This is a genomic window from Pseudomonas sp. HPB0071, assembly GCF_000478505.2.
Classification (GTDB): domain Bacteria; phylum Pseudomonadota; class Gammaproteobacteria; order Pseudomonadales; family Pseudomonadaceae; genus Chryseomonas; species Chryseomonas luteola.
In genome coordinates, this window is the sequence record NZ_KI517367.1 from 1,410,028 (window position 1) to 1,429,042 (window position 19,015).

Genomic DNA, 19,015 nt, shown 5'->3' on the forward strand with positions numbered 1-19,015 from the left:
AGGTGTTGTGAAGGCCTTGAATGAGGCCGGGACAGAATGGGCCTAACGCACATCACCCCCGGCTCAGAAACCACTCCAGGTCCACCGGGTCGCCCGGCTTGAGCTGCAGGCGCCGACGCAAATCGGCAAACAACGGATCGTAGTCGTGATGCCATGAAAAGACGCAGGCGGTGCGCGGCGCCAGTCCATAGCCCCGCAGGCGGCGGCTGATCACTGACAGAAAATTGCAGGCCACATCGCGGCGCAACTCGAACGTTTCGCGGACGGTCTGCTCACCTACTGTACCGTTGAGGTCGAACCTTACGGCCTGTTCGCGCGACGGAGGCGTCACCTCATAGGTCAGGCTCAGGCGAAAGGCTGGCTGTTGCGGGTTACCCAGCCGCTGCACGTCAAGACGACCCGGCTCGTACATGATTTTCACTCCTCCCGCCGCTTGGCAGATTGCGTTCACATCAGACCGTTTGGCGGTCTTCTGGCTAGCGTAATGGATCTGCACGGCCAAAATATGCGCCGCAGAGCACTTCATTGCTTCAGGTCAATCCACAACGATCTATTGAGGCATTGATCTCCAATAGCGCGTGTTCAAACAATCGTTCGTCTCCTTGATCCAGGTCATTAGCCATTTTTCCTGCAGGTTCCTAATAGGCTCAAACCCGTAAGGAAATGCCGTCATGACCACAGCACAAACACAAAAGTTAAGGCTGGGCGCGCTGACTGCCCTCGTCGTGGGATCGATGATCGGGGGCGGCATTTTTTCACTGCCGCAAAACATGGCCCAAAGTGCCGGCGCGGGCGCCGTGCTGATCGGCTGGGCCATTACCGCTGTCGGCATGCTGACCCTGGCCTTCGTTTTCCAGACCCTCGCCAACCGCAAACCCGAACTGGATGCCGGTGTCTACGCCTACGCCAAGGCAGGGTTCGGTGACTACATGGGCTTCTCCTCCGCCTGGGGTTACTGGATCAGCGCCTGGCTCGGCAATGTCAGTTACTTCGTGCTCCTGTTCAGTACGCTGGGCCTTTTCGTTCCGGCGTTTGGCGAGGGCAACACGCCGCTGGCCATCCTGTGTGCCTCGACCGTCCTGTGGGGCGTACATTTCCTGGTCCTGCGCGGCGTACATGAAGCCGCCTTCATCAACCTCGTCACCACAATCGCCAAGATCGTTCCGCTGGTGCTGTTCATCGTGCTCGCGGGCGTAGCGTTCCGCCTGGATGTCTTCACAGCGGACTTCTGGGGCACACCGGATTCAGGCAGCGTCATGAACCAGGTGCGAAACATGATGCTGGTGACTGTGTGGGTCTTCATCGGGATCGAAGGCGCCAGCGTGTATTCCGCACGTGCCGAGAAACGCCGTGATGTGGGCAAGGCAACCGTGATCGGCTTTCTTGGCACGCTGCTGCTGCTCGTGCTGGTCAACGTCCTGTCGCTGGGCGTCATGAGCCAACCGGAACTGGCCGGACTCAAGAACCCCTCCATGGCGGGCGTACTGGAGCATGTCGTCGGTCATTGGGGTGCGGTATTGATCAGCGTAGGGCTGGTGATCTCGTTAGCCGGGGCCTTGCTCTCCTGGACATTGCTTTGCGCCGAGATTCTCTATGCCGCCGCCCGCGACAACACCATGCCGCGTTTCCTGCGCAAGGAGAACGCCAACCAGGCGCCCAGCAATGCGCTGTGGCTGTCCAATGGGCTGATTCAGCTATTCCTGGTGATCACCCTGTTTGCCGCCAGCACTTACACCAGCCTGCTGTACCTGGCCACTTCCATGATTCTGGTGCCTTACTTCTGGTCGGCAGCCTATGCCCTGTTGATCGGCGTACGAGGCGAGTCCTACGAGGCTGCCTCCCATGAACGCAGCAAGGACCTGATCATTGCCGTCATTGCCACCCTCTACAGCGCCTGGCTGCTCTATGCCGGCGGCATGAAATACCTGCTGCTTTCCGCCCTGCTCTACGCCCCTGGCGCAATCCTGTTCGCCAAGGCCAAACACGAGCTGGGCCAGCCCGTTTTCACCGCTGTTGAAAAACTGATCTTCGCCGTCGTCGTGCTGGGCGCTGCCATAGCAGCCTACGGTCTGTACGCCGGCTTCCTGACCCTGTGACAAGGAGAACAGACATGACCGTTAACTCAACCCCGCTCGGCGTGCATTCGGAAGTCGGCAAACTGCGCAAAGTACTGGTCTGCTCGCCCGGACTGGCCCATCAGCGCCTGACCCCCAGCAATTGTGACGACCTGCTGTTCGACGATGTGATCTGGGTAAATCAGGCCAAGCGCGATCACTTCGACTTTGTCACCAAAATGCGTGAGCGTGGGGTGGAGGTGCTGGAGATGCACAATCTGCTCACCGAGACCGTGAAGAATCCCGAAGCGCTGAAGTGGATTCTGGACCGCAAGATCGTACCTAATCAGGTCGGCATAGGCTTGGTCAACGAAACCCGCGCCTGGCTCGAAAGCCAGGAGCCCCGCCATCTGGCCGAATTCCTGATTGGCGGTGTGTCCGGTTCGGACCTTCCCGACACCAGCGGCAGTGAGATGGTCAAGATGTTCCGGGATTACCTGGGCCACTCCAGTTTTGTGTTACCGCCCTTGCCCAACACCCAGTTCACCCGTGATACCACCTGCTGGATCTACGGCGGCGTCACGCTGAATCCGATGTTCTGGCCAGCCCGTCGCCAGGAAACACTGCTGACAGCGGCCATCTACAAGTTTGCTCCGGAATTCGCCGATCAGCACTTCAACATCTGGTATGGAGACCCAGATGTGGACCACGGCCTTGCCACCCTGGAGGGCGGCGACGTCATGCCTATCGGAAAAGGCATATTGCTGATTGGCATGGGCGAGCGCACCTCGCGGCAAGCCATTGGCCAACTGGCGCAAAACCTGTTCAAGGCAGGCGCAGTGGAGCGGATCATCGTGGCCGGCCTCCCCAAATCACGTGCGGCCATGCACCTGGATACCGTGTTCAGCTTTTGCGACCGCGATCTGGTCACTGTCTACCCGGAAGTCGCTAATGCCATTATGCCGTTCAGCCTGAGGCCGGATGAAAGCAAGCCGGGCGGTATCGACATCCGCCGCGAACCCAAACCCTTCCTCGATACCGTGGCCGAAGCGCTGGGCCTCAAGGCGTTGCGCGTCGTGCTGACCGGTGGTGACAGCTACGAAGCTGAACGCGAGCAATGGGATGACGGCAATAATGTGGTCGCCCTGGAGCCCGGCGTTGTGGTCGGCTATGACCGCAATACTTACACCAACACCCAGCTACGCAAGGCAGGGGTCGAAGTCATCACCATCAGCGCCAGTGAGCTTGGCCGGGGCCGAGGCGGCGGCCACTGCATGACCTGCCCGATCGTACGTGACCCTGTCGATTACTAGTCCCACCCGCCCCTACCGGAACCTCAGGAGAACTCACATGGCTTTCAACATTCGCAACCGCAACCTGCTCAGCCTGGCCCACCATACTCCGCGGGAGATCCGCTACCTGCTGGACCTCGCCCGCGACCTCAAGCGCGCCAAGTACACCGGCAACGAGCAGCAGCACCTCAAGGGCAACAACATTGCCCTTATCTTCGAAAAGACCTCGACCCGCACCCGCTGCGCCTTCGAAGTAGCCGCCCATGACCAGGGCGCGCACGTCACTTACATCGACCCGACCTCCTCCCAGATCGGCCACAAGGAGACCATGAAGGACACCGCCCGTGTGCTTGGCCGCATGTATGACGCCATTGAGTACCGCGGCTTCAGCCAGGAGACGGTGGAAGAGCTGGCCAAATATGCAGGCGTGCCGGTGTACAACGGCCTGACCGATGAATACCACCCCACCCAGATGCTGGCCGACGTGCTGACCATGCAGGAAAACAGCGACAAACCGCTGCATGACATCAGTTACGCCTACCTGGGCGATGCACGCAACAACATGGGCAACTCACTGCTACTGATTGGCTGCAAGCTGGGCATGGACGTACGCATCGGCGCGCCAAAGGCGTTGTGGCCACACGAAGACTGGATCAAGGAGTGCAAGGCCATCGCCGAGGAGACTGGCGCACGCGTTACATTGACTGAAGACCCCAGGGAAGCGGTTCAGGGCGTCGACTTTGTGCATACCGATGTCTGGGTGTCCATGGGCGAACCCGTGGAAGCCTGGGGTGAGCGCATTCAGTTGCTCCTGCCTTACCAAGTCAACAGCGAGCTGATGAAGGCGACCGGCAGTCCACGGACCAAGTTCATGCATTGCCTGCCTGCCTTCCATAACGCTGAAACCAAGGTTGGCAAGCAGATTGCCGAAAAATACCCGCACCTTGCCAATGGTATCGAAGTGACCGATGACGTATTCGAGTCGCCCGCCTCCATAGTGTTCGAGCAGGCAGAAAACCGGATGCATACCATCAAGGCCGTTCTGGTCGCTACTCTCGCTGACCTGTAAGGAGTCGCACCATGCGTATCGTCGTCGCTCTGGGGGGTAACGCCCTGCTTCGTCGAGGCGAACCCCTTACCGCTGAGAACCAGCGGGAGAACGTCAGGATCGCCACCGGGCAACTGGCCAAGATCGTGGAGGGCAACGAGCTGGTCATTGCCCATGGCAATGGCCCTCAGGTCGGGCTGTTGGCCCTGCAGGGTGCAGCCTATACGGATGTAAGCCCCTACCCCTTGGATGTGCTGGGCGCCCAGACCGAAGGCTCCATTGGCTACATGATCGAGCAGGAGCTGGGCAACCTGCTTCCGTATGAGGTGCCGTTCGCCACGCTGTTGACCCAGGTAGAAGTGGATGCTGCCGACCCGGCGTTTCAGCACCCCACCAAACCTATCGGCCCGGTCTATAGTCGGGAGCAGGCCGAACAGCTCAAGGCGGAAAAGGGTTGGACCATTGCCGCAGATGGCGACAAATTCCGCCGCGTGGTAGCCAGCCCCCAACCCAAACGCATCTTCGAGATTCGTCCCATCAAATGGCTCCTGGAAAAAGGCACTATCGTCATCTGCGCAGGCGGCGGTGGGATTCCCACCTGCTATGACCACCACGGCCGCCTGAAAGGTATCGAGGCGGTCATCGACAAGGATCTCTGCTCCTCCCTGCTGGCGCAGGAGCTGGACGCGGACCTGCTAGTGATTGCCACTGACGTGGACGCAGCCTATATCGAATGGGGCAAGCCCGACCAGAAAGCGATTGCCCAAGCCCACCCCGAGGCCTTGGAAGCGCTCGGGTTTGCGGCAGGCTCCATGGGACCCAAGGTCCAGGCGGCCTGTGAGTTTGCCCGCAAGACCGGTAAGACGGCTGTCATCGGCTCGCTGTCGGACATCGAGGCCATCACGCAGGGTCGCGCCGGAACACGAGTCACAATGGAGGCGGAGGGCATCCTGTATCGATAAATCCTGCAGAAACGAAAAGGCCCGGATCAACCGGGCCTTTTCATGAGCGGAGCACTCAGCTGATGGTCATCAGGCTGGCGTTACCGCCGGCTGCTGCGGTGTTGACGCTTACCGCGCGTTCTATGAGCAGACGCTCCAGCGGAATCGCGGTTTCGCCCTGGGACAACCCCTGAACGCCCACGATCGGACCGCTACGCTGGGCTGCCTGCTGGCAGACCTGACGCAGCTGATCGGAGTCACCGTGATGCAGGATGGCATCGAAGTGTTCCTCGTCCTTGGTCCAGTCGGACGTCGTCTGGATACGAGCCTGAACAGCCTTGGGCAAACGACCACGCAACGCACGGGACAGATCGTTCTGCACCCACAGCGCGGTGCTGCCGACTGCCAGTACCGCTGCCAGCTGGGCCATCAGATCCGTCTCGTCATCCGCCAGACAGAGCACACGCTCACGTGGCAGCAGGCTGTAGGTGTTGCGCTCACCCGTCGGACCGGCCAGCAAGCGAGTCACACCGCTGACGGTCTGCTTGGCGAATGCCTGGCACAGCTCGGCCAAATCGGTGTTGTTCTGCTCGCTTGCCCACTTCTGCAATGCTTCGAGCGGCTTGCCCTGGCGCTGTTCCATTTGGGTACGCAGGGTCAGGTCAGATGGACTTTCCTGATCGTCACGGGCAAATGCCTGGGCCACTCCGTCTACCGGACGGGTAGACAGAAGGCGGTACAGGTACACCGGACCACCGGCCTTCGGACCTGTGCCGGACAAGCCTTCGCCACCGAAAGGCTGCACGCCGACCACTGCGCCTACCATGTTGCGGTTGACGTAGAGGTTGCCCGCCTGGGCCTTTTCCACAACCTGGGCAATGGTTTCGTCGATGCGGGTATGCACACCCAGCGTCAGACCATAACCCGTAGCGTTGATCTGATCCATCAGGCGGTTCAGGTCCTGACGGGCATAACGCACCACGTGCAGCACCGGACCGAAGATTTCACGCTCCAACTCATCCAGGCTTTCCAGCTCGATCAGCGTTGGCATCACAAAGGTGCCGCGATGGGTCGCGCCATCGTTGTTGCGTGCAATCTGGTAAACCGTACGGCCTTTGGCGCGCATGCCCTGGATGTGCTTGTCGATGTTGGCCTTGGCTTCGGCATCGATCACCGGGCCAATGTCTACCGGCAGGTTATCCGGATTGCCGATGCGGCACTCAGCCATCGCCCCCTTGAGCATTTCAAGAATGTGATCCGCCACGTCTTCCTGCACACACAGGACGCGCAAGGCGGAGCAGCGCTGACCGGCGCTGTCGAACGCTGATGCCACGACGTCAGTTACCACCTGCTCGGCCAGTGCCGAGGAATCCACGATCATTGCGTTCTGGCCACCGGTTTCAGCGATCAGCGGAATCGGGCGGCCATGGGCATCCAGGCGACCGGCAATGTTGCGGGAAATAATGTTGGCGACTTCGGTCGAACCGGTGAACATCACGCCTTTCACACGCTCATCGCTGACCAGTGCCGAACCTACGGTATGGCCCTGCCCTGGCAGCAATTGCACCACGCCTTCCGGCACACCGGCTTCCAGCAGCAGGCGAACGGCCTGAGCCGCAATCAGTGGCGTCTGCTCGGCAGGCTTGGCCAGAACGGTATTACCCGCTGCCAGTGCAGCTGCAACTTGACCAGTGAAGATCGCCAGCGGGAAGTTCCACGGGCTGATGCATACGACCGGGCCTAACGGGCGGTGAGTATCGTTAGCGAAATCACGACGCACCTGGGCGGCGTAATACCGCAGGAAGTCGACCGCCTCACGCACTTCGGCAATGGCGTTGGCAAAGGTCTTGCCGGCTTCACGAACCAGCAGGCCCATGAGTGGCTGAATTTGCGCTTCCATCAGGTTGGCCGCGGTTTCGAGCACGGCGGCACGCTGGTCCGGCGGCGTGGACTGCCAGATCGGTGCAGCGGTCAATGCACTGTTCAGCGCATTGTCCACGTCCTGGACGCTGGCGTTCTGCACATAACCCACCACGTCGCGGTGATCGGCTGGGTTCTGGATGGCCTGGGGAATGCCTACTTCAGCCGGGCAGCCCAGCATGGGCGCTGCACGCCATTCGGTGTTGTTACTATGTAACAACGCACCTGACAACGAGCCCAGTCGATGCTCATTGGCCAAGTCAATACCGCTGGAATTCAAGCGGCCTTCGCCATACAGCTGGCTGGGCAGCGGAATGCGTGGATGTGGCAGGCCTAATTTGCCTTCCTGCGCAGCGATCTGCTCGATCGTTACGACCGGGTCGGCCACCAGCTCTTTCAGGGAGATGGAGTGGTCGGCAATACGGTTGACGAACGAGGTGTTCGCGCCATTTTCCAGCAGGCGACGCACGAGGTACGCCAGCAGGGTTTCATGCGTTCCCACCGGTGCATAGATACGGCACGGGCGGTTCAGCTTGCCATCGGCCACCTTGCCGACGACCTGTTCGTATAGCGGCTCGCCCATGCCGTGCAGGCACTGGAACTCGTACTGACCGGGGTAGTAGTTCTGACCTGCTATCTGGTAGATCGCCGCCAGGGTGTGGGCATTGTGGGTAGCAAACTGCGGGTAGATCGCTTCCGGCACGGCCAGCAGCTTACGCGCACACGCCATGTAGGACACATCGGTATACACCTTGCGGGTGTAAACCGGATAACCTTCCAGACCTTCAACCTGGGCACGCTTGATCTCGCTGTCCCAGTACGCGCCCTTCACCAGACGGATCATCAGACGGTGACGGCTGCGGCGCGCCAGATCGATCACGTAGTCGATCACGAACGGGCAACGCTTCTGGTAGGCCTGGATGACAAAACCAATCCCGTTCCAGCCAGCCAGGCTGGACTCGAAGCACAGGCGCTCCAGCAGATCGAGGGAAATTTCCAGGCGATCGGCTTCTTCGGCATCGATGTTGATACCGATGTCGTACTGCTTAGCCAGCAAGGTCAGATTCAGCAGGCGCGGGTACAGCTCGTCCATGACGCGCTCGTACTGCGCACGGCTGTAGCGCGGATGCAGGGCGGACAGCTTGATGGAGATGCCCGGGCCCTCATAGATGCCACGGCCATGGGAGGCTTTGCCGATGGAGTGAATGGCCTGCTCGTAGGACGCCAGATAACGCTGGGCGTCTTCTTCAGTCAGCGCCGCTTCACCCAGCATGTCATAGGAGTAGCGGAAGCCCTTGGCTTCAAGCGCGCTGGCATTGGCCAGGGCTTCGGCAATGGTTTCGCCGGTGACGAACTGCTCGCCCATCAGGCGCATCGCCATGTCTACACCCTTGCGGATGACCGGCTCGCCGCTCTTGCCGATGAGGCGATTGAGCGAGCTGGAAAGACCCGCCTCGTTGTGGGTGGAGACCAGCTTGCCCGTTAGCAACAGCCCCCAGGTCGCTGCATTGACGAACAGTGACGGGCTGTTGCCCAGGTGTGGCTGCCAGTTGCCCTTGCTGATCTTGTCGCGGATCAGGGCATCACGGGTGCCCTTGTCCGGGATACGCAGCAGCGCTTCGGCCAGACACATCAGCGCCACGCCTTCCTGAGAGGACAGAGAGAATTCGCGCAGCAGGCTCTGGACCATGCCGGAGCGGCCGCCAGCGCCCTTCTGGTTGCGCAGCTTTTCAGCGATGCTGTAGGCCAGCTTGTACGCGGCATCGGCAGTAGCTGCGGGAAGACGCGCCTGCTCAAGCAGCATGGGCACCATCTCTTCTTCCGGACGGCGATAGGCGGCCGTCACGGCAGAGCGCAGCGCAGACTGCGGCAGGATGCTTTCGGCAAATTCAAGGAATGGCTGATAGACCGGATCAGCCAGGGCTTCTACTACTTCGTTGTCACCTTCGCCCAGTCGTGCCGCAATATTCTGCAACTCGTCGACACTTACACCTTTTTCCAATGTCTCCAGGTACGTGTAGATTGCCTGTTTGATCAACCAATGGGGTGTACGGTCGATAAGGCGAGCGGCCTCTTTCAAACGTTCACGGGTGGCTTCGTCGAGTTTCACGCCTAGCGTAGTAGTAGTTGCCATTGAACAGCCTTTTTTAATTGGAAGTGCTACACGGTGGCGGCAAGCATAGAGGCTACCTCTGCATGGTGCAACCAGGTGCAACCCAGGAAACCGACAAAGGCGCAACCGTCTGTCTCTTGACCGCCGGAAGACGCCGCCCCATCTCGTTAGAACCTGTCTACATCAAGGCTTCAAGCCTGCCAGTACAAAATAGCCTGCTCACTCTTGCGTTGTGTTGATTTGCCGCTTTTATGCTGATTCGGACGAGCCGCAAAGGCCGGGTTGCACCTAAGCCTGCTTTGACCTTCTGAAAAGCACTGGTGGTAGCGACAATACCCCTACGATGTATAAGAAAATACGTGACTTGTATATTGTCTGCCCGCATTATTCGATGATCATGACGAAACCGTTTCTCATTCAATGAATAAAAAACAGCAGGTTGCAGTCGATACGACCGATATGGAAGAAAGCAGCGAAATCAACTCGCCATTTCTGGACGAGGTGATCGGCTATGCCCTGCGTCGGGCTCAGCTGAAAGTCTTCCAGCATCTGATCAATGAGCTGGAAGCCTATGATCTTCGCCCCGCCCAGTTCACCGCCCTTACGCTGATCGAGCAGAACCCGGGCCTCATGCAGGCCGAGCTGGCGCGCGCATTGGCCATCGAGCCACCGCAGATGGTTATCATGCTGAACAAGCTGGAAGCGCTGGGCCTTGCGCTACGTATACGCTGCAAGGCCGACAAGCGCTCCTATGGCATCTTTCTGAGCAAAACCGGCGAGACCCTGCTCAAGCAGCTTAAAGAAGTGGCTATCCGCAGTGACAATGAGGCCACCGCCGCCCTGAGTACCGAGGAGCGACAGCAACTGCTGCACTTGCTGCACAAGGTCTACCGGTAGCCCGGCGCATTACATTTACGCGGGCTGCTTGTGGGTGCGATGGGGCAGGAAGGAACCGGCCTTCAGTGACCGCTCGATGTCTTCCAGGCTTCGTCCACCTGTTTCCGGGACCAGGAAGAAGATAAAGACCCAGCCCAGGACATTGAGTCCGGCGTAAACCCACATCGCACCGCCTACACCCAGCCATTGCGTCATAGTCAAGGCAGTCCCGGTCAGCAATAGATTGGACCCCCAGAGCATGGCGGCATGAGCACCGGTCGCCTGATCCCGAATAGCCAACGGATAGATTTCCGATCCGGTCAGCCAGCCTACCACCTGGATGCCGCCTGCATTGAAGATCATGAAGACGACCAGGCACCCCACTACCCACCAGCCTTGCGAATCGCCCGCCAAATTGAAGTGCAGCACGGCGCCTAATACCAGAAGCGCCACCACGGCCCCCGGAATCATCGCCAGGCTCAGCGTTCGACGTCCGACCTTGTCGACAATCAGCTTACCGATTACCGTCATGACCAGATAAGTGATTGCCACGCCAAGGGCTGACCACAGCGCAGCGGACGTGCCAAAACCGGCATCCTTCAGAAATGTCGGCGTGTAATAGATCATCATCTCGATACCGCTGAGCTGGGTAAACGCCGCTACGCCCAGGCCGGCCACAAGCGCCGGTCGCAACCACGGTTGGCGCATGGCCCGCCAGCCTGTTACCGAATGCTCCTCCTTCTTGTCCACAACCTCCTGAATATCCGCAATCTCTTCGCGCACCTCCCCCGTGGTATCCCGCACCTTAGACAGCTCATGCCTGGCCTCTTTCGGGCGGTCCTGCTCGACCAGCCACCGCGGACTTCTCGGCATTCGGGTCATGCCAAACAACAGCACCAGCGAAGGTACAAGCGCAACCCCAATCATCCAGCGCCAGGTAAAGAGGTTCTGGCCGGCCACCCCCACAATTGCAGCCAGGAGAATCCCTACACCAATGGAAACGTTGAAATAGGTCACCAAGCGACCCCGCTTTTCGGGAGGTGCCAGCTCAGCGATGTAGGTGGGGACAATTTGCGTCGAGCCGCCGACTGCAAAGCCCAGCACCAGGCGAGACAGCCCTAGGCACCAGACATTGGGAGAGATGGCAGCAGCAACCACCCCCACACAATAGATACCCGCCACGATCACGATGGTCAGCCGACGCCCAAGCCTTGCCGACATACGTGTCGAACTCAGGGCACCGATTACCGCACCCAGCAAGATGGCCGCCGTGACAAGCTCCTGGGCGCGATGGTTAAGCTCGAAGTCCTGGGCAATTTGTGGAAGGGCACCGGAGATGATGCCCGTATCATAGCCGTACAACCCTCCGGCGATGGCTGCAACGGTAGCCACCATTGCCATATAGGCCTTGGGCTTGATATGGCTCTCGGTTGCGGAGCTAACAGCGTCTGCCATGAAGTTACCTGTCATATGGGAGGGATATGAAGGTATGGAGAGAGCCGTCATCCGTGTGGTTCCGCCTGCCGCGTGACGCTTGCGGTCACTCTTGACTCGATCAAGGTCTTACAACCGCTCAGACATGGCGCTTTCAGCGCTCAAGGGCCATAAAACGATAAACAACCCCTACAAAGAAAAGCTGACGAAATGCCTGCCATCGCCCCATTATGCCTGCCGTTTTCACACCAATTACTGCCAGATCCCGACCGTTTCGCCACTATCTCCTATAAAGCAGGTAAAGGTGCCCGGCTCACCTTGATAGCGTCCGCGGTCTGCGCAACATTGAGCAGCAGATAGTCAAACGCGAAGCGGGCCGTTTCGCTTTTGGTTCTATAAAATGCATCTTCCTGACGGGACTCGGCCAGCCGAGCCGTACGTGCCCAGAGAAATGCCAATCCTAACCAGCCCTGCAAGCGCATATAATCCAACGCAGCGCGGTAGGGCCATTCCGAATCGCTAGAACTCATCAAGTCCGCTGTCACCTGCCAAGTCTGGTCGCAGGCCTGTCTTAACGCCGCACCATAAGACTTGCACGAAGGCGTTGCCAAACACCGCTCGGCTTCTGCCTGATAGTGCTCCAGAAGCCTGCCCAGTGCTGCTCCCCTGTCGCCGATGACCTTGCGCACGAGCAGGTCATTGGCCTGAATTTCGTTGGTGCCCTCATAGATCATGGCGATCCGGCTGTCGCGCAGGGTCTGCTCAATGCCAAAGTCTGTCACGTAGCCATAACCACCCAGCACCTGCAGCGCCGCACTGGCCTGCTGAAACCCCTGCTCGGTAAAGAATGCCTTGATGACCGGTGTTAGCAGCGATGCCAGTTGATGGGCGCGGGCGCGCTCATCGGCCTCTGTCGCATGCTCGGCCAGATCCAGCAGATGCGCTCCCCAATACCCCAGCGCCCGCATTCCTTCACTACAAGCCCGTAGTTCCAGCAAAACGCGTCGCATGGCCGGATGATGGACAAGCAGATCGGCTGCTTCAGCCGTCTCTTCAGAGCGCTTCGGCGCGCGCATTTGCCTTCTTTCCGAGGCATAGGCAAGTGCCTGTTGATAGGCCGACTCGACATGTCCCAACCCTTGCAACCCTACATGCAGGCGTGCCGAATTCATCATGACAAACATTGCCGCCAATCCCCGATGGGGCTCGCCAATCAACCAACCGCAGGCCCCCTCGAAACGCAAGGCACAGGTTGCACTGCCCTTGATACCCATCTTGTGCTCCAGGCTATCGCAGTACACGCCATTAGCCGTGCCCTCAAGCACCTTGGGCACCAGGAACAGGGACAACCCGCGGCTACCGACAGGCGCATCAGGAAGGCGAGCCAGTACGAGATGCACGATGTTGGATGTCAGATCATGTTCGCCACCCGAGATGAACAGCTTGCTGCCGTCGAGCAGATAGCGTCCTTCCTCTATCGGCTCTGCCCGGGTACGAATCAGGCCAACGTCACTGCCAGCCTGGGGCTCGGTGATGCACATGGTGGCAAGCCACTCGCCACTTACAAGCTTGCCAAGGTAGGCATCCTTGAGCGCTTCTGAGGCATGGGCGCGTAGGCATTCGTATGCACCATGGGCAATACCAGGATACATGGCCCAGGCATGGTTGGCGGAAACCAGCATTTCCTGAAGCGCCGCGTCCAGTAACTGTGGCAGGCCCTGCCCTCCCCAGGCCGGGTCACAAGCCAAGGCGGGCCAGCCACCCTCGACATAGGCCTGATAGGCCTCGGCAAACCCGGACGGCGTCGTCACCTGTCCATCCTGCAGCTGGCAGCCCTGGCGATCGCCCGAGGCGTTAAGCGGCGCCAACTTGTCGGCACTAAAACGCCCCGCTTCCTCCAGGATTTGCATGGATAGATCAGCGTCCACTTCGCTAAAGGCTGGTATTACAGACCAAGTCGAAGGAGCATCGAGCCATTCATTAATAACGAACCGCATATCGCGCAGCGGAGGGTGATAGGTCATGGCATTCTCTTAACGATAGTTCGGGTTTTCAATCAGCACCGCCATGCCTTGCCCGCCGCCCACACACGCGGCGGCGATGCCATAGCGTTCGTGGTTGGCCTGTAGCTGTCGCGCAAGGGTAAGCGTCAGGCGCAGGCCGGTTGCGGCCAGGGGATGTCCCAGCGCAATCGCACCGCCACAGGTATTCAGTCTTTCCGGATCGATATCCAGTTCACGCTGAACAGCCAACACCTGAGCGCCCTGCGCCTCGTTGATCTCGAAGCGAGCGATCTCCGCCAGCGTCAGCCCACTGCGCTCGAGCAGCAGGCGGATGGCCGGCGCCGGGCCGATGCCCATTACTTCTGGAGCAACCCCGACCGCGGTAGCGGCTAACAGGTTGGCTAGCGGTGGCTTGTCTGTCCGGTTTGATCTTCTGGCCACGACCATCGCCGCAGCACCGTCAACCACTGCACAGCTGTTGCCTGCCGTCTGCACACCGCCCCCATGAATCGCGGCGAGCCGGGCCAGGGCCTCGAGTGACGTAGGCCGCGGATGACTATCGACAGCGACAGAAGCGATACGACGTGGCAGTTGAATACCCCGCGCGCGATACCCTTCCAGCCGAAATTCTTCGGTTTGCACAGGGACAATTTCATCCGCAAACCAACCGGCCTCCTGTGCTGCCAGCGCCCGGTTGAAGCTTGCCAATGCATAGGTATCAACCTCGGCACGCGTAAGGCTGTAGCGACGGGCCAGATTTTCAGCGGTACCAATCATGTCGATACCCGGTGCCGGGTCCATCAGGGCCTCCCAGAGAAAGTCCTTGAACTCCACCGAGGCTCCCAGGCGAAAACCGCTCCGGTGCGTATAGGCCGCAATGGGATTGCGAGACATGGACTCGCTGGCGACGCACAAGGCGGTCTCGGCCTGACCCAAGCCAATCTGTTCACCTGCCTGACGCAGCAACTCGAAACCGGTGCCACAGATACGCTGGACCTGCAGGGCCGGCACCTCTAAGGGAACGCCCGCATAAAGGCCGATGTGTCGGGGTAACAGGTAAGCATCGAAACTGGCCTGAGCGACAGACCCTGCCAGAACGCTATCGACCTGATCCGGCGCCACGCCACTGCGCGCTAGCACCTCGCGCGCGACCTTGATGCCCAGGTCAATCGGTGAAATCTGCCCCAGCGCGCCGCAGTAATCTACCCAGGGTGTACGGACACCCCCAAGCAGCACCACGTCGTCGAATGCAGAATACAAGCCCTGTTGTCGCGCCATGGCAGTTTCCTATTTGAGGCGGTACACGCGAATCAGTACGGCATTGCGCTGCAAGGGTGCCCTTTCGACGGTTCCGGCATAAACGTAGCGATTCAACCAGCCGTAAGGGCCGTCCGGAGCGGTAATGATTAGTGTGGAGAAGGCGTAGGGCTTGGTATCCAGCTCGTGGATCAGGGCCTGATTGTGGATCGTCAGGATCGCGCCATCATGGGTGCGCATCTCATACAAGGCATCGAGCTGCTGGACGCCATCGGCACGGACCAGCTGCCGATCCGCCCCGCCCGGCAAGACCTTGCCACGCAGCCTGGGACCAACGAAACGTCCGCCGGTAATCGGTACGATACGACGCTCCCCCAGGGGGCCTTTGCCCAGGGACACGGTATCGGCAATCTCCACGGTCGCCTCGTAAACCAGCTCCGTCTGGGGAGCCACACCGGTGGCCGCTTGGGCAGTGGTCATCATCGATAAAAGCATCCATCCGGTGACGAGTCCCATCACAGTACGCGCTTTGATCCCCACAGAATTGTTCATCGCGCTGCCTCCATCGCCTCGAAACGAACAACCGAGGCGTCATTGCCCTGGCAGATTGTCTTGATCCGATCCGCTCGCCACTGCAACACGGCGCGCTGGTTGATCGAACCCTTGTCCGTGATTTCACCTCGATCGATAGAGGGCGGCTCATCGAGCAGGCAGGCCCACTCCACCCGGCTGGCACTGCCGGTTGCCTCCCGATTGAGCCGCCTGAGCAGCCCGGCAAGCCAGGCGCGTACTGAAGGTGAGGCCAGCACATCGGCGGACGAGGCATCATCACCCAGGCCGGACAAGGCTCGGCACTCAGGCAGACGGGGAAAGATCAGCAGGCCAAGGCAGTCGTGGTCCGGGCCGACAATGACCGCATCCTGGACATAGGGCGCGCCTTCCAGCACCACGCGTGTGCGTAACGGCCCCACACTGACGAACACACCGGACGATAGCTTGAAGTCTTCAGCGATCCGCCCATCGAACATCAGCCCCAGGTGCGGCTGCTGCGGGTCCGCGAACTTGAGCGCATCGCCGGTACAGTAGAAGCCTTCTTCGTCAAAGGCCTGGGCGTTGTGCTCTGGTGAGCGCCAATAGCCCGGCATCACGTGCGGTCCGCGAAAGCGTGCCTCGAGCTTGCCGTCCACCGGCACCAGCTTGACCTCACAGCCCGGCGCCGGTAGCCCGACATAGCCCGCCATGGACAGTGGCCCGGTAGTAAAGGTGCAGGACGGCGCCGTTTCAGTCATGCCAAGCCCGGCCATCATGCGGATACGCTCGCCGCAATGCCGCTCCGCTACACGATCCAGACGATCCCAGACACTTTGAGAAAGCCCTGCAGCGGCAAAGAAGAACAACTTTATCTTGGCGAAAAAGCGCTCACGCAACTCAAGATCATTTTCCAGTGCAGTAACCAACTCTTCCCAGCCCTTGGGCACGGTCAGGTACGCGGTAGGTGAAATCTCCCGCAGATTGCGCAAGGTTTCAGCCATGCCCTGCGGCGTAGGCTTGCCCTCATCCAAATAGAAGCTGCCACCGTTATAAAGCACGATGCCGATGTTGTGGCTGCCGCCAAAGGTGTGATTCCACGGGAGCCAGTCCACCAGCACAGGCGGCTCCTCGCCAAAGGTGGGAAAGGTTTGCAGCAGCATCTGCTGATTGGCGCAGAGCATTTGCTGGGTAGTGACTACCGCCTTTGGCAGCTTGGTAGAACCGGAGGTGAAGAGAAACTTGGCAATGCTGTCCGGCCCTGTGGCCTCAAAAGCCGCATCCGCCTCGGCGCCGCCGGGCTGGGCGAGCAACTCCTCGAATGCAATACAGAGCCGCCCGTCAAGATCACCCCGCGTCAGGATCACGGGCACCTCCGCTGGCACACGCGCCTCGATGGCGCGGCGGTACAGCTCACCGTCACAGGCGAACACCATGCCAGGATCAAGCAGATCGATTACATGCTTGAGCTTGCCCAGATCCTGGGAAAGCAGCGAATACCCTGGTGAGACCGGGCAATAGGGAATACCTGCATAGAGCGCGCCCATGCACAGCTGAAAATGTTCAAGATCGTTCCCGGACAGGATGACCAATGGGCGCTCGGCAGAAAGCCCAAACCCCAGCAGGGTCTGTGCGATGGCACGTGCGCGCTGGAGCATGTCGGCGTAGGTGATGCGCCGCCACTCCCCACCCTGTTCACGTGCAGCTACAAAGGTTTGATCGGGCCGTACCCTGGCCCAATGGACCAGGCGATCAAGCAAGCGCTGCGGTAACGGCGCCAGGGGTTCCAGAGCCTGCATGCGGATAGTGCCATTCTGCTCATGGCGGATGTCTACGGCCGGATGGCCGATCGACACCGAACGGTATCGGGGCTTGGCCGCACCGACCTTTTCAATGCACAGCTCGGACTCGCAGTTCACGTCGCATACCTCCTGTTGGCACGCAGGGGCCGAGCACGACTGAATTCGCGCACCAGGCCCCATGCATGGCCAGCCTGTTTCAGGCCGGTGTTGTCATTGTTGTTGCCAGGAATAGCGTGGGTTCAGATGGGGTAATGTCGGGGCGTTGTCTGGAGCGTAATCCAGCGCAGCTGGGTAAAATGCTCGACCGAAGCCGCCGAGCCAAAACTGCCATAGCCGCTGCCTTTCACACCGCCGAACGGCATCTGGGCTTCGTCATGCACTGTCGGCCCATTGATATGGCAGATACCGGACTCGATCCGCTGCGCCAATCCTAGAGCGCGATTCACGTCGCGGCTGAACACGGCGGCAGACAGGCCGTACTCGGAGTCGTTGGCCACGTGCAGCGCCTCTTCGTCGTCCTTTACCCGAATGACTGACACCATCGGGCCAAAGGACTCTTCGCGGTAGAGCTTCATGTCGGGCGTTACGCCATCGATCACAGTCGCCTGCATCAAGCAGCCATTGATCTCCCCGCCTGCTGCCAAGCGCGCACCCTTGGTCAATGCATCATCCATCAATGCCTGCAAACGCTCGGCCGGGGCCCGGTCGATCAACGCCCCCAGGACCGAGGTGCTGGCCTGCGGGTCGCCTGCAAGCAACGTTCTGGCCTTGTCGGCCAGCTTGCTCACGAACGTATTGGCAATGGACTCGTGCACGATCAGCCGCTCGGTCGACATACAGATTTGGCCCTGGTTGAAGAAAGCACCAAAGGCAGCAGCCTCTACCGCAGCATCCAGGTCTGCATCATCCAGCACCAGAAGCGGCGCTTTGCCGCCCAGCTCCAGCACCGCCGGGGTGAGATGGCGCGCAGCCAGCTCCCCGATGATCTTGCCTACTCTTGTAGAGCCCGTGAAATTGACGCGGCGTACCGCCGGGTTTGCAATCAGCCGCTCGACGATAGTCGGCGCATCCTCTGGTGCGTTGTGGATAACGTTAATCACTCCGTCACCCAGCCCGGCTTCATGAAGCACATCACCGATCAACGCATGCACGGCGGGGCACAGTTCGGAGGCTTTTAGCACTACGGTATTGCCGCAGGCCAGCGGCATGGCAATCGCACGGGTCGCCAGGATGACCGGCGCATTCCACGGTGCGATGCCGACGACCACGCCACAGGGCTGGCGCACTGCCATGGCCATCGAGCCCGGCAGATCGGAAGGGATGATCTGTCCGGTGATCTGGGTTGTCATGCAGGCCGCCTCACGCAGGATGCCGGCGGCCAGATGGACATTGAAGCCATACCAGTTGGGCATGGCGCCCGTCTCGCCTTGTCCAGCCGCCACGAACTGATCCGCGCGACTGGCCATGAGTTCAGCAGCCTTGAGCAAGCGTGTCCGGCGCTCATTAGGGCCCAGCGCCGCCCAGGCTGGGAACGCTGCTTGCGCCGCCGCGACAGCAGCATCAGCGTCTTCAAGGCTGGCTGCGGCTGCGCGAGTGACGGCTTGCTCGGTCAACGGATTGCGACGCTCGAACTGGCGCCCATTGGAAGCCTGCACGTGACGGCCACCAATCAGCAGGGAAACCTCGTACATGATGCGATCCTCGTTTTTGTAATTGTCAGGAACTGCACATAACAGCATACGTCCGA

The 19,015-nt window shown here is 60.0% G+C and carries 13 protein-coding genes; 5 read left to right on the plus strand and 8 right to left on the minus strand.

The features are described from left to right. Nucleotides 1–52 precede the first annotated feature (52 nt). Nucleotides 53–412 carry a DUF5064 family protein gene (locus tag HMPREF1487_RS06870; protein ID WP_010795899.1) on the minus strand — a complete coding sequence of 120 codons (360 nt, stop codon included), beginning with the start codon at nucleotides 410–412 and terminating at the stop codon, nucleotides 53–55. Nucleotides 413–671: 259 nt separating this feature from the next. Between HMPREF1487_RS06870 and arcD the strand changes: the two genes are divergently transcribed. From arcD to arcC, 4 genes are read left to right on the plus strand one after another with little or no spacing between them, the layout of a single operon-like run. After that, nucleotides 672–2,096 carry an arginine-ornithine antiporter gene (gene arcD / locus HMPREF1487_RS06875; protein WP_010795900.1) on the plus strand — a complete coding sequence of 475 codons (1,425 nt, stop codon included), beginning with the start codon at nucleotides 672–674 and terminating at the stop codon, nucleotides 2,094–2,096. A 14-nt stretch (nucleotides 2,097–2,110) separates the two neighbouring features. Continuing rightward, nucleotides 2,111–3,367 carry an arginine deiminase gene (gene arcA, locus HMPREF1487_RS06880; RefSeq protein WP_010795901.1) on the plus strand — a complete coding sequence of 419 codons (1,257 nt, stop codon included), beginning with the start codon at nucleotides 2,111–2,113 and terminating at the stop codon, nucleotides 3,365–3,367. Nucleotides 3,368–3,404: 37 nt separating this feature from the next. Beyond that, the gene (locus HMPREF1487_RS06885; protein ID WP_010795902.1) at nucleotides 3,405–4,415 is read left to right on the plus strand and encodes an ornithine carbamoyltransferase; all 1,011 of its coding nucleotides are present in this window, start codon (nucleotides 3,405–3,407) and stop codon (nucleotides 4,413–4,415) included. 11 nt (nucleotides 4,416–4,426) lie between these two features. After that, nucleotides 4,427–5,356: a carbamate kinase gene (arcC, locus tag HMPREF1487_RS06890; RefSeq protein ID WP_010795903.1), complete on the plus strand. Its 930-nt coding sequence runs from the start codon at nucleotides 4,427–4,429 to the stop codon at nucleotides 5,354–5,356. Between the two features lie 55 nt (nucleotides 5,357–5,411). Here arcC and putA read toward each other — a convergent pair whose 3' ends face one another. Beyond that, on the minus strand, nucleotides 5,412–9,389 hold the full coding sequence (gene putA / locus HMPREF1487_RS06895; RefSeq protein WP_010795904.1) for a trifunctional transcriptional regulator/proline dehydrogenase/L-glutamate gamma-semialdehyde dehydrogenase: 3,978 nt from the start codon (nucleotides 9,387–9,389) through the stop codon (nucleotides 5,412–5,414). 438 nt (nucleotides 9,390–9,827) lie between these two features. Here putA and HMPREF1487_RS06900 point away from each other — a divergent pair, with 438 nt between their 5' ends. Then, nucleotides 9,828–10,265, plus strand: a complete 438-nt coding sequence (locus tag HMPREF1487_RS06900) for a MarR family winged helix-turn-helix transcriptional regulator (RefSeq protein ID WP_230382266.1) — start codon at nucleotides 9,828–9,830, stop codon at nucleotides 10,263–10,265. A 15-nt stretch (nucleotides 10,266–10,280) separates the two neighbouring features. Here HMPREF1487_RS06900 and HMPREF1487_RS06905 read toward each other — a convergent pair whose 3' ends face one another. The 6 genes from HMPREF1487_RS06905 to HMPREF1487_RS06930 all read right to left on the minus strand — a co-directional run bounded on the left by HMPREF1487_RS06905 (nucleotide 10,281) and on the right by HMPREF1487_RS06930 (nucleotide 18,959). Then, nucleotides 10,281–11,699 carry a sugar porter family MFS transporter gene (locus tag HMPREF1487_RS06905; protein WP_010795907.1) on the minus strand — a complete coding sequence of 473 codons (1,419 nt, stop codon included), beginning with the start codon at nucleotides 11,697–11,699 and terminating at the stop codon, nucleotides 10,281–10,283. A 266-nt stretch (nucleotides 11,700–11,965) separates the two neighbouring features. Next, nucleotides 11,966–13,702, minus strand: coding sequence for an acyl-CoA dehydrogenase family protein (locus HMPREF1487_RS06910; protein ID WP_010795908.1), 1,737 nt, complete (start codon nucleotides 13,700–13,702; stop codon nucleotides 11,966–11,968). A 9-nt stretch (nucleotides 13,703–13,711) separates the two neighbouring features. Next, the gene (locus HMPREF1487_RS06915) at nucleotides 13,712–14,959 is read right to left on the minus strand and encodes a thiolase family protein (RefSeq protein ID WP_010795909.1); all 1,248 of its coding nucleotides are present in this window, start codon (nucleotides 14,957–14,959) and stop codon (nucleotides 13,712–13,714) included. A gap of 9 nt (nucleotides 14,960–14,968) precedes the next feature. Beyond that, nucleotides 14,969–15,490: a DUF3237 domain-containing protein gene (locus tag HMPREF1487_RS06920; RefSeq protein WP_010795910.1), complete on the minus strand. Its 522-nt coding sequence runs from the start codon at nucleotides 15,488–15,490 to the stop codon at nucleotides 14,969–14,971. Beyond that, on the minus strand, nucleotides 15,487–17,385 hold the full coding sequence (locus HMPREF1487_RS06925) for a feruloyl-CoA synthase (RefSeq protein ID WP_010795911.1): 1,899 nt from the start codon (nucleotides 17,383–17,385) through the stop codon (nucleotides 15,487–15,489). Before HMPREF1487_RS06925 ends, HMPREF1487_RS06920 begins: the two co-directional genes overlap by 4 nt. A gap of 122 nt (nucleotides 17,386–17,507) precedes the next feature. Continuing rightward, complete coding sequence (locus HMPREF1487_RS06930; protein ID WP_010795912.1) at nucleotides 17,508–18,959, minus strand: aldehyde dehydrogenase; 1,452 nt, start codon at nucleotides 18,957–18,959, stop codon at nucleotides 17,508–17,510. Between the last annotated feature and the right edge of the window lie 56 nt (nucleotides 18,960–19,015).

Coding starts and splice junctions, on each gene's coding strand:
- HMPREF1487_RS06930 (WP_010795912.1), bottom strand. CDS start 18,959: ATGTACGAGGTTTCCCTGCTGATTGGTGGCCGTCACGTGCAGGCTTCC.
- arcA (WP_010795901.1), top strand. CDS start 2,111: ATGACCGTTAACTCAACCCCGCTCGGCGTGCATTCGGAAGTCGGCAAA.
- arcC (WP_010795903.1), top strand. CDS start 4,427: ATGCGTATCGTCGTCGCTCTGGGGGGTAACGCCCTGCTTCGTCGAGGC.
- HMPREF1487_RS06905 (WP_010795907.1), bottom strand. CDS start 11,699: ATGGCAGACGCTGTTAGCTCCGCAACCGAGAGCCATATCAAGCCCAAG.
- HMPREF1487_RS06920 (WP_010795910.1), bottom strand. CDS start 15,490: ATGAACAATTCTGTGGGGATCAAAGCGCGTACTGTGATGGGACTCGTC.
- putA (WP_010795904.1), bottom strand. CDS start 9,389: ATGGCAACTACTACTACGCTAGGCGTGAAACTCGACGAAGCCACCCGT.
- HMPREF1487_RS06915 (WP_010795909.1), bottom strand. CDS start 14,959: ATGGCGCGACAACAGGGCTTGTATTCTGCATTCGACGACGTGGTGCTG.
- HMPREF1487_RS06870 (WP_010795899.1), bottom strand. CDS start 412: ATGTACGAGCCGGGTCGTCTTGACGTGCAGCGGCTGGGTAACCCGCAA.
- HMPREF1487_RS06885 (WP_010795902.1), top strand. CDS start 3,405: ATGGCTTTCAACATTCGCAACCGCAACCTGCTCAGCCTGGCCCACCAT.
- arcD (WP_010795900.1), top strand. CDS start 672: ATGACCACAGCACAAACACAAAAGTTAAGGCTGGGCGCGCTGACTGCC.
- HMPREF1487_RS06900 (WP_230382266.1), top strand. CDS start 9,828: ATGGAAGAAAGCAGCGAAATCAACTCGCCATTTCTGGACGAGGTGATC.
- HMPREF1487_RS06910 (WP_010795908.1), bottom strand. CDS start 13,702: ATGACCTATCACCCTCCGCTGCGCGATATGCGGTTCGTTATTAATGAA.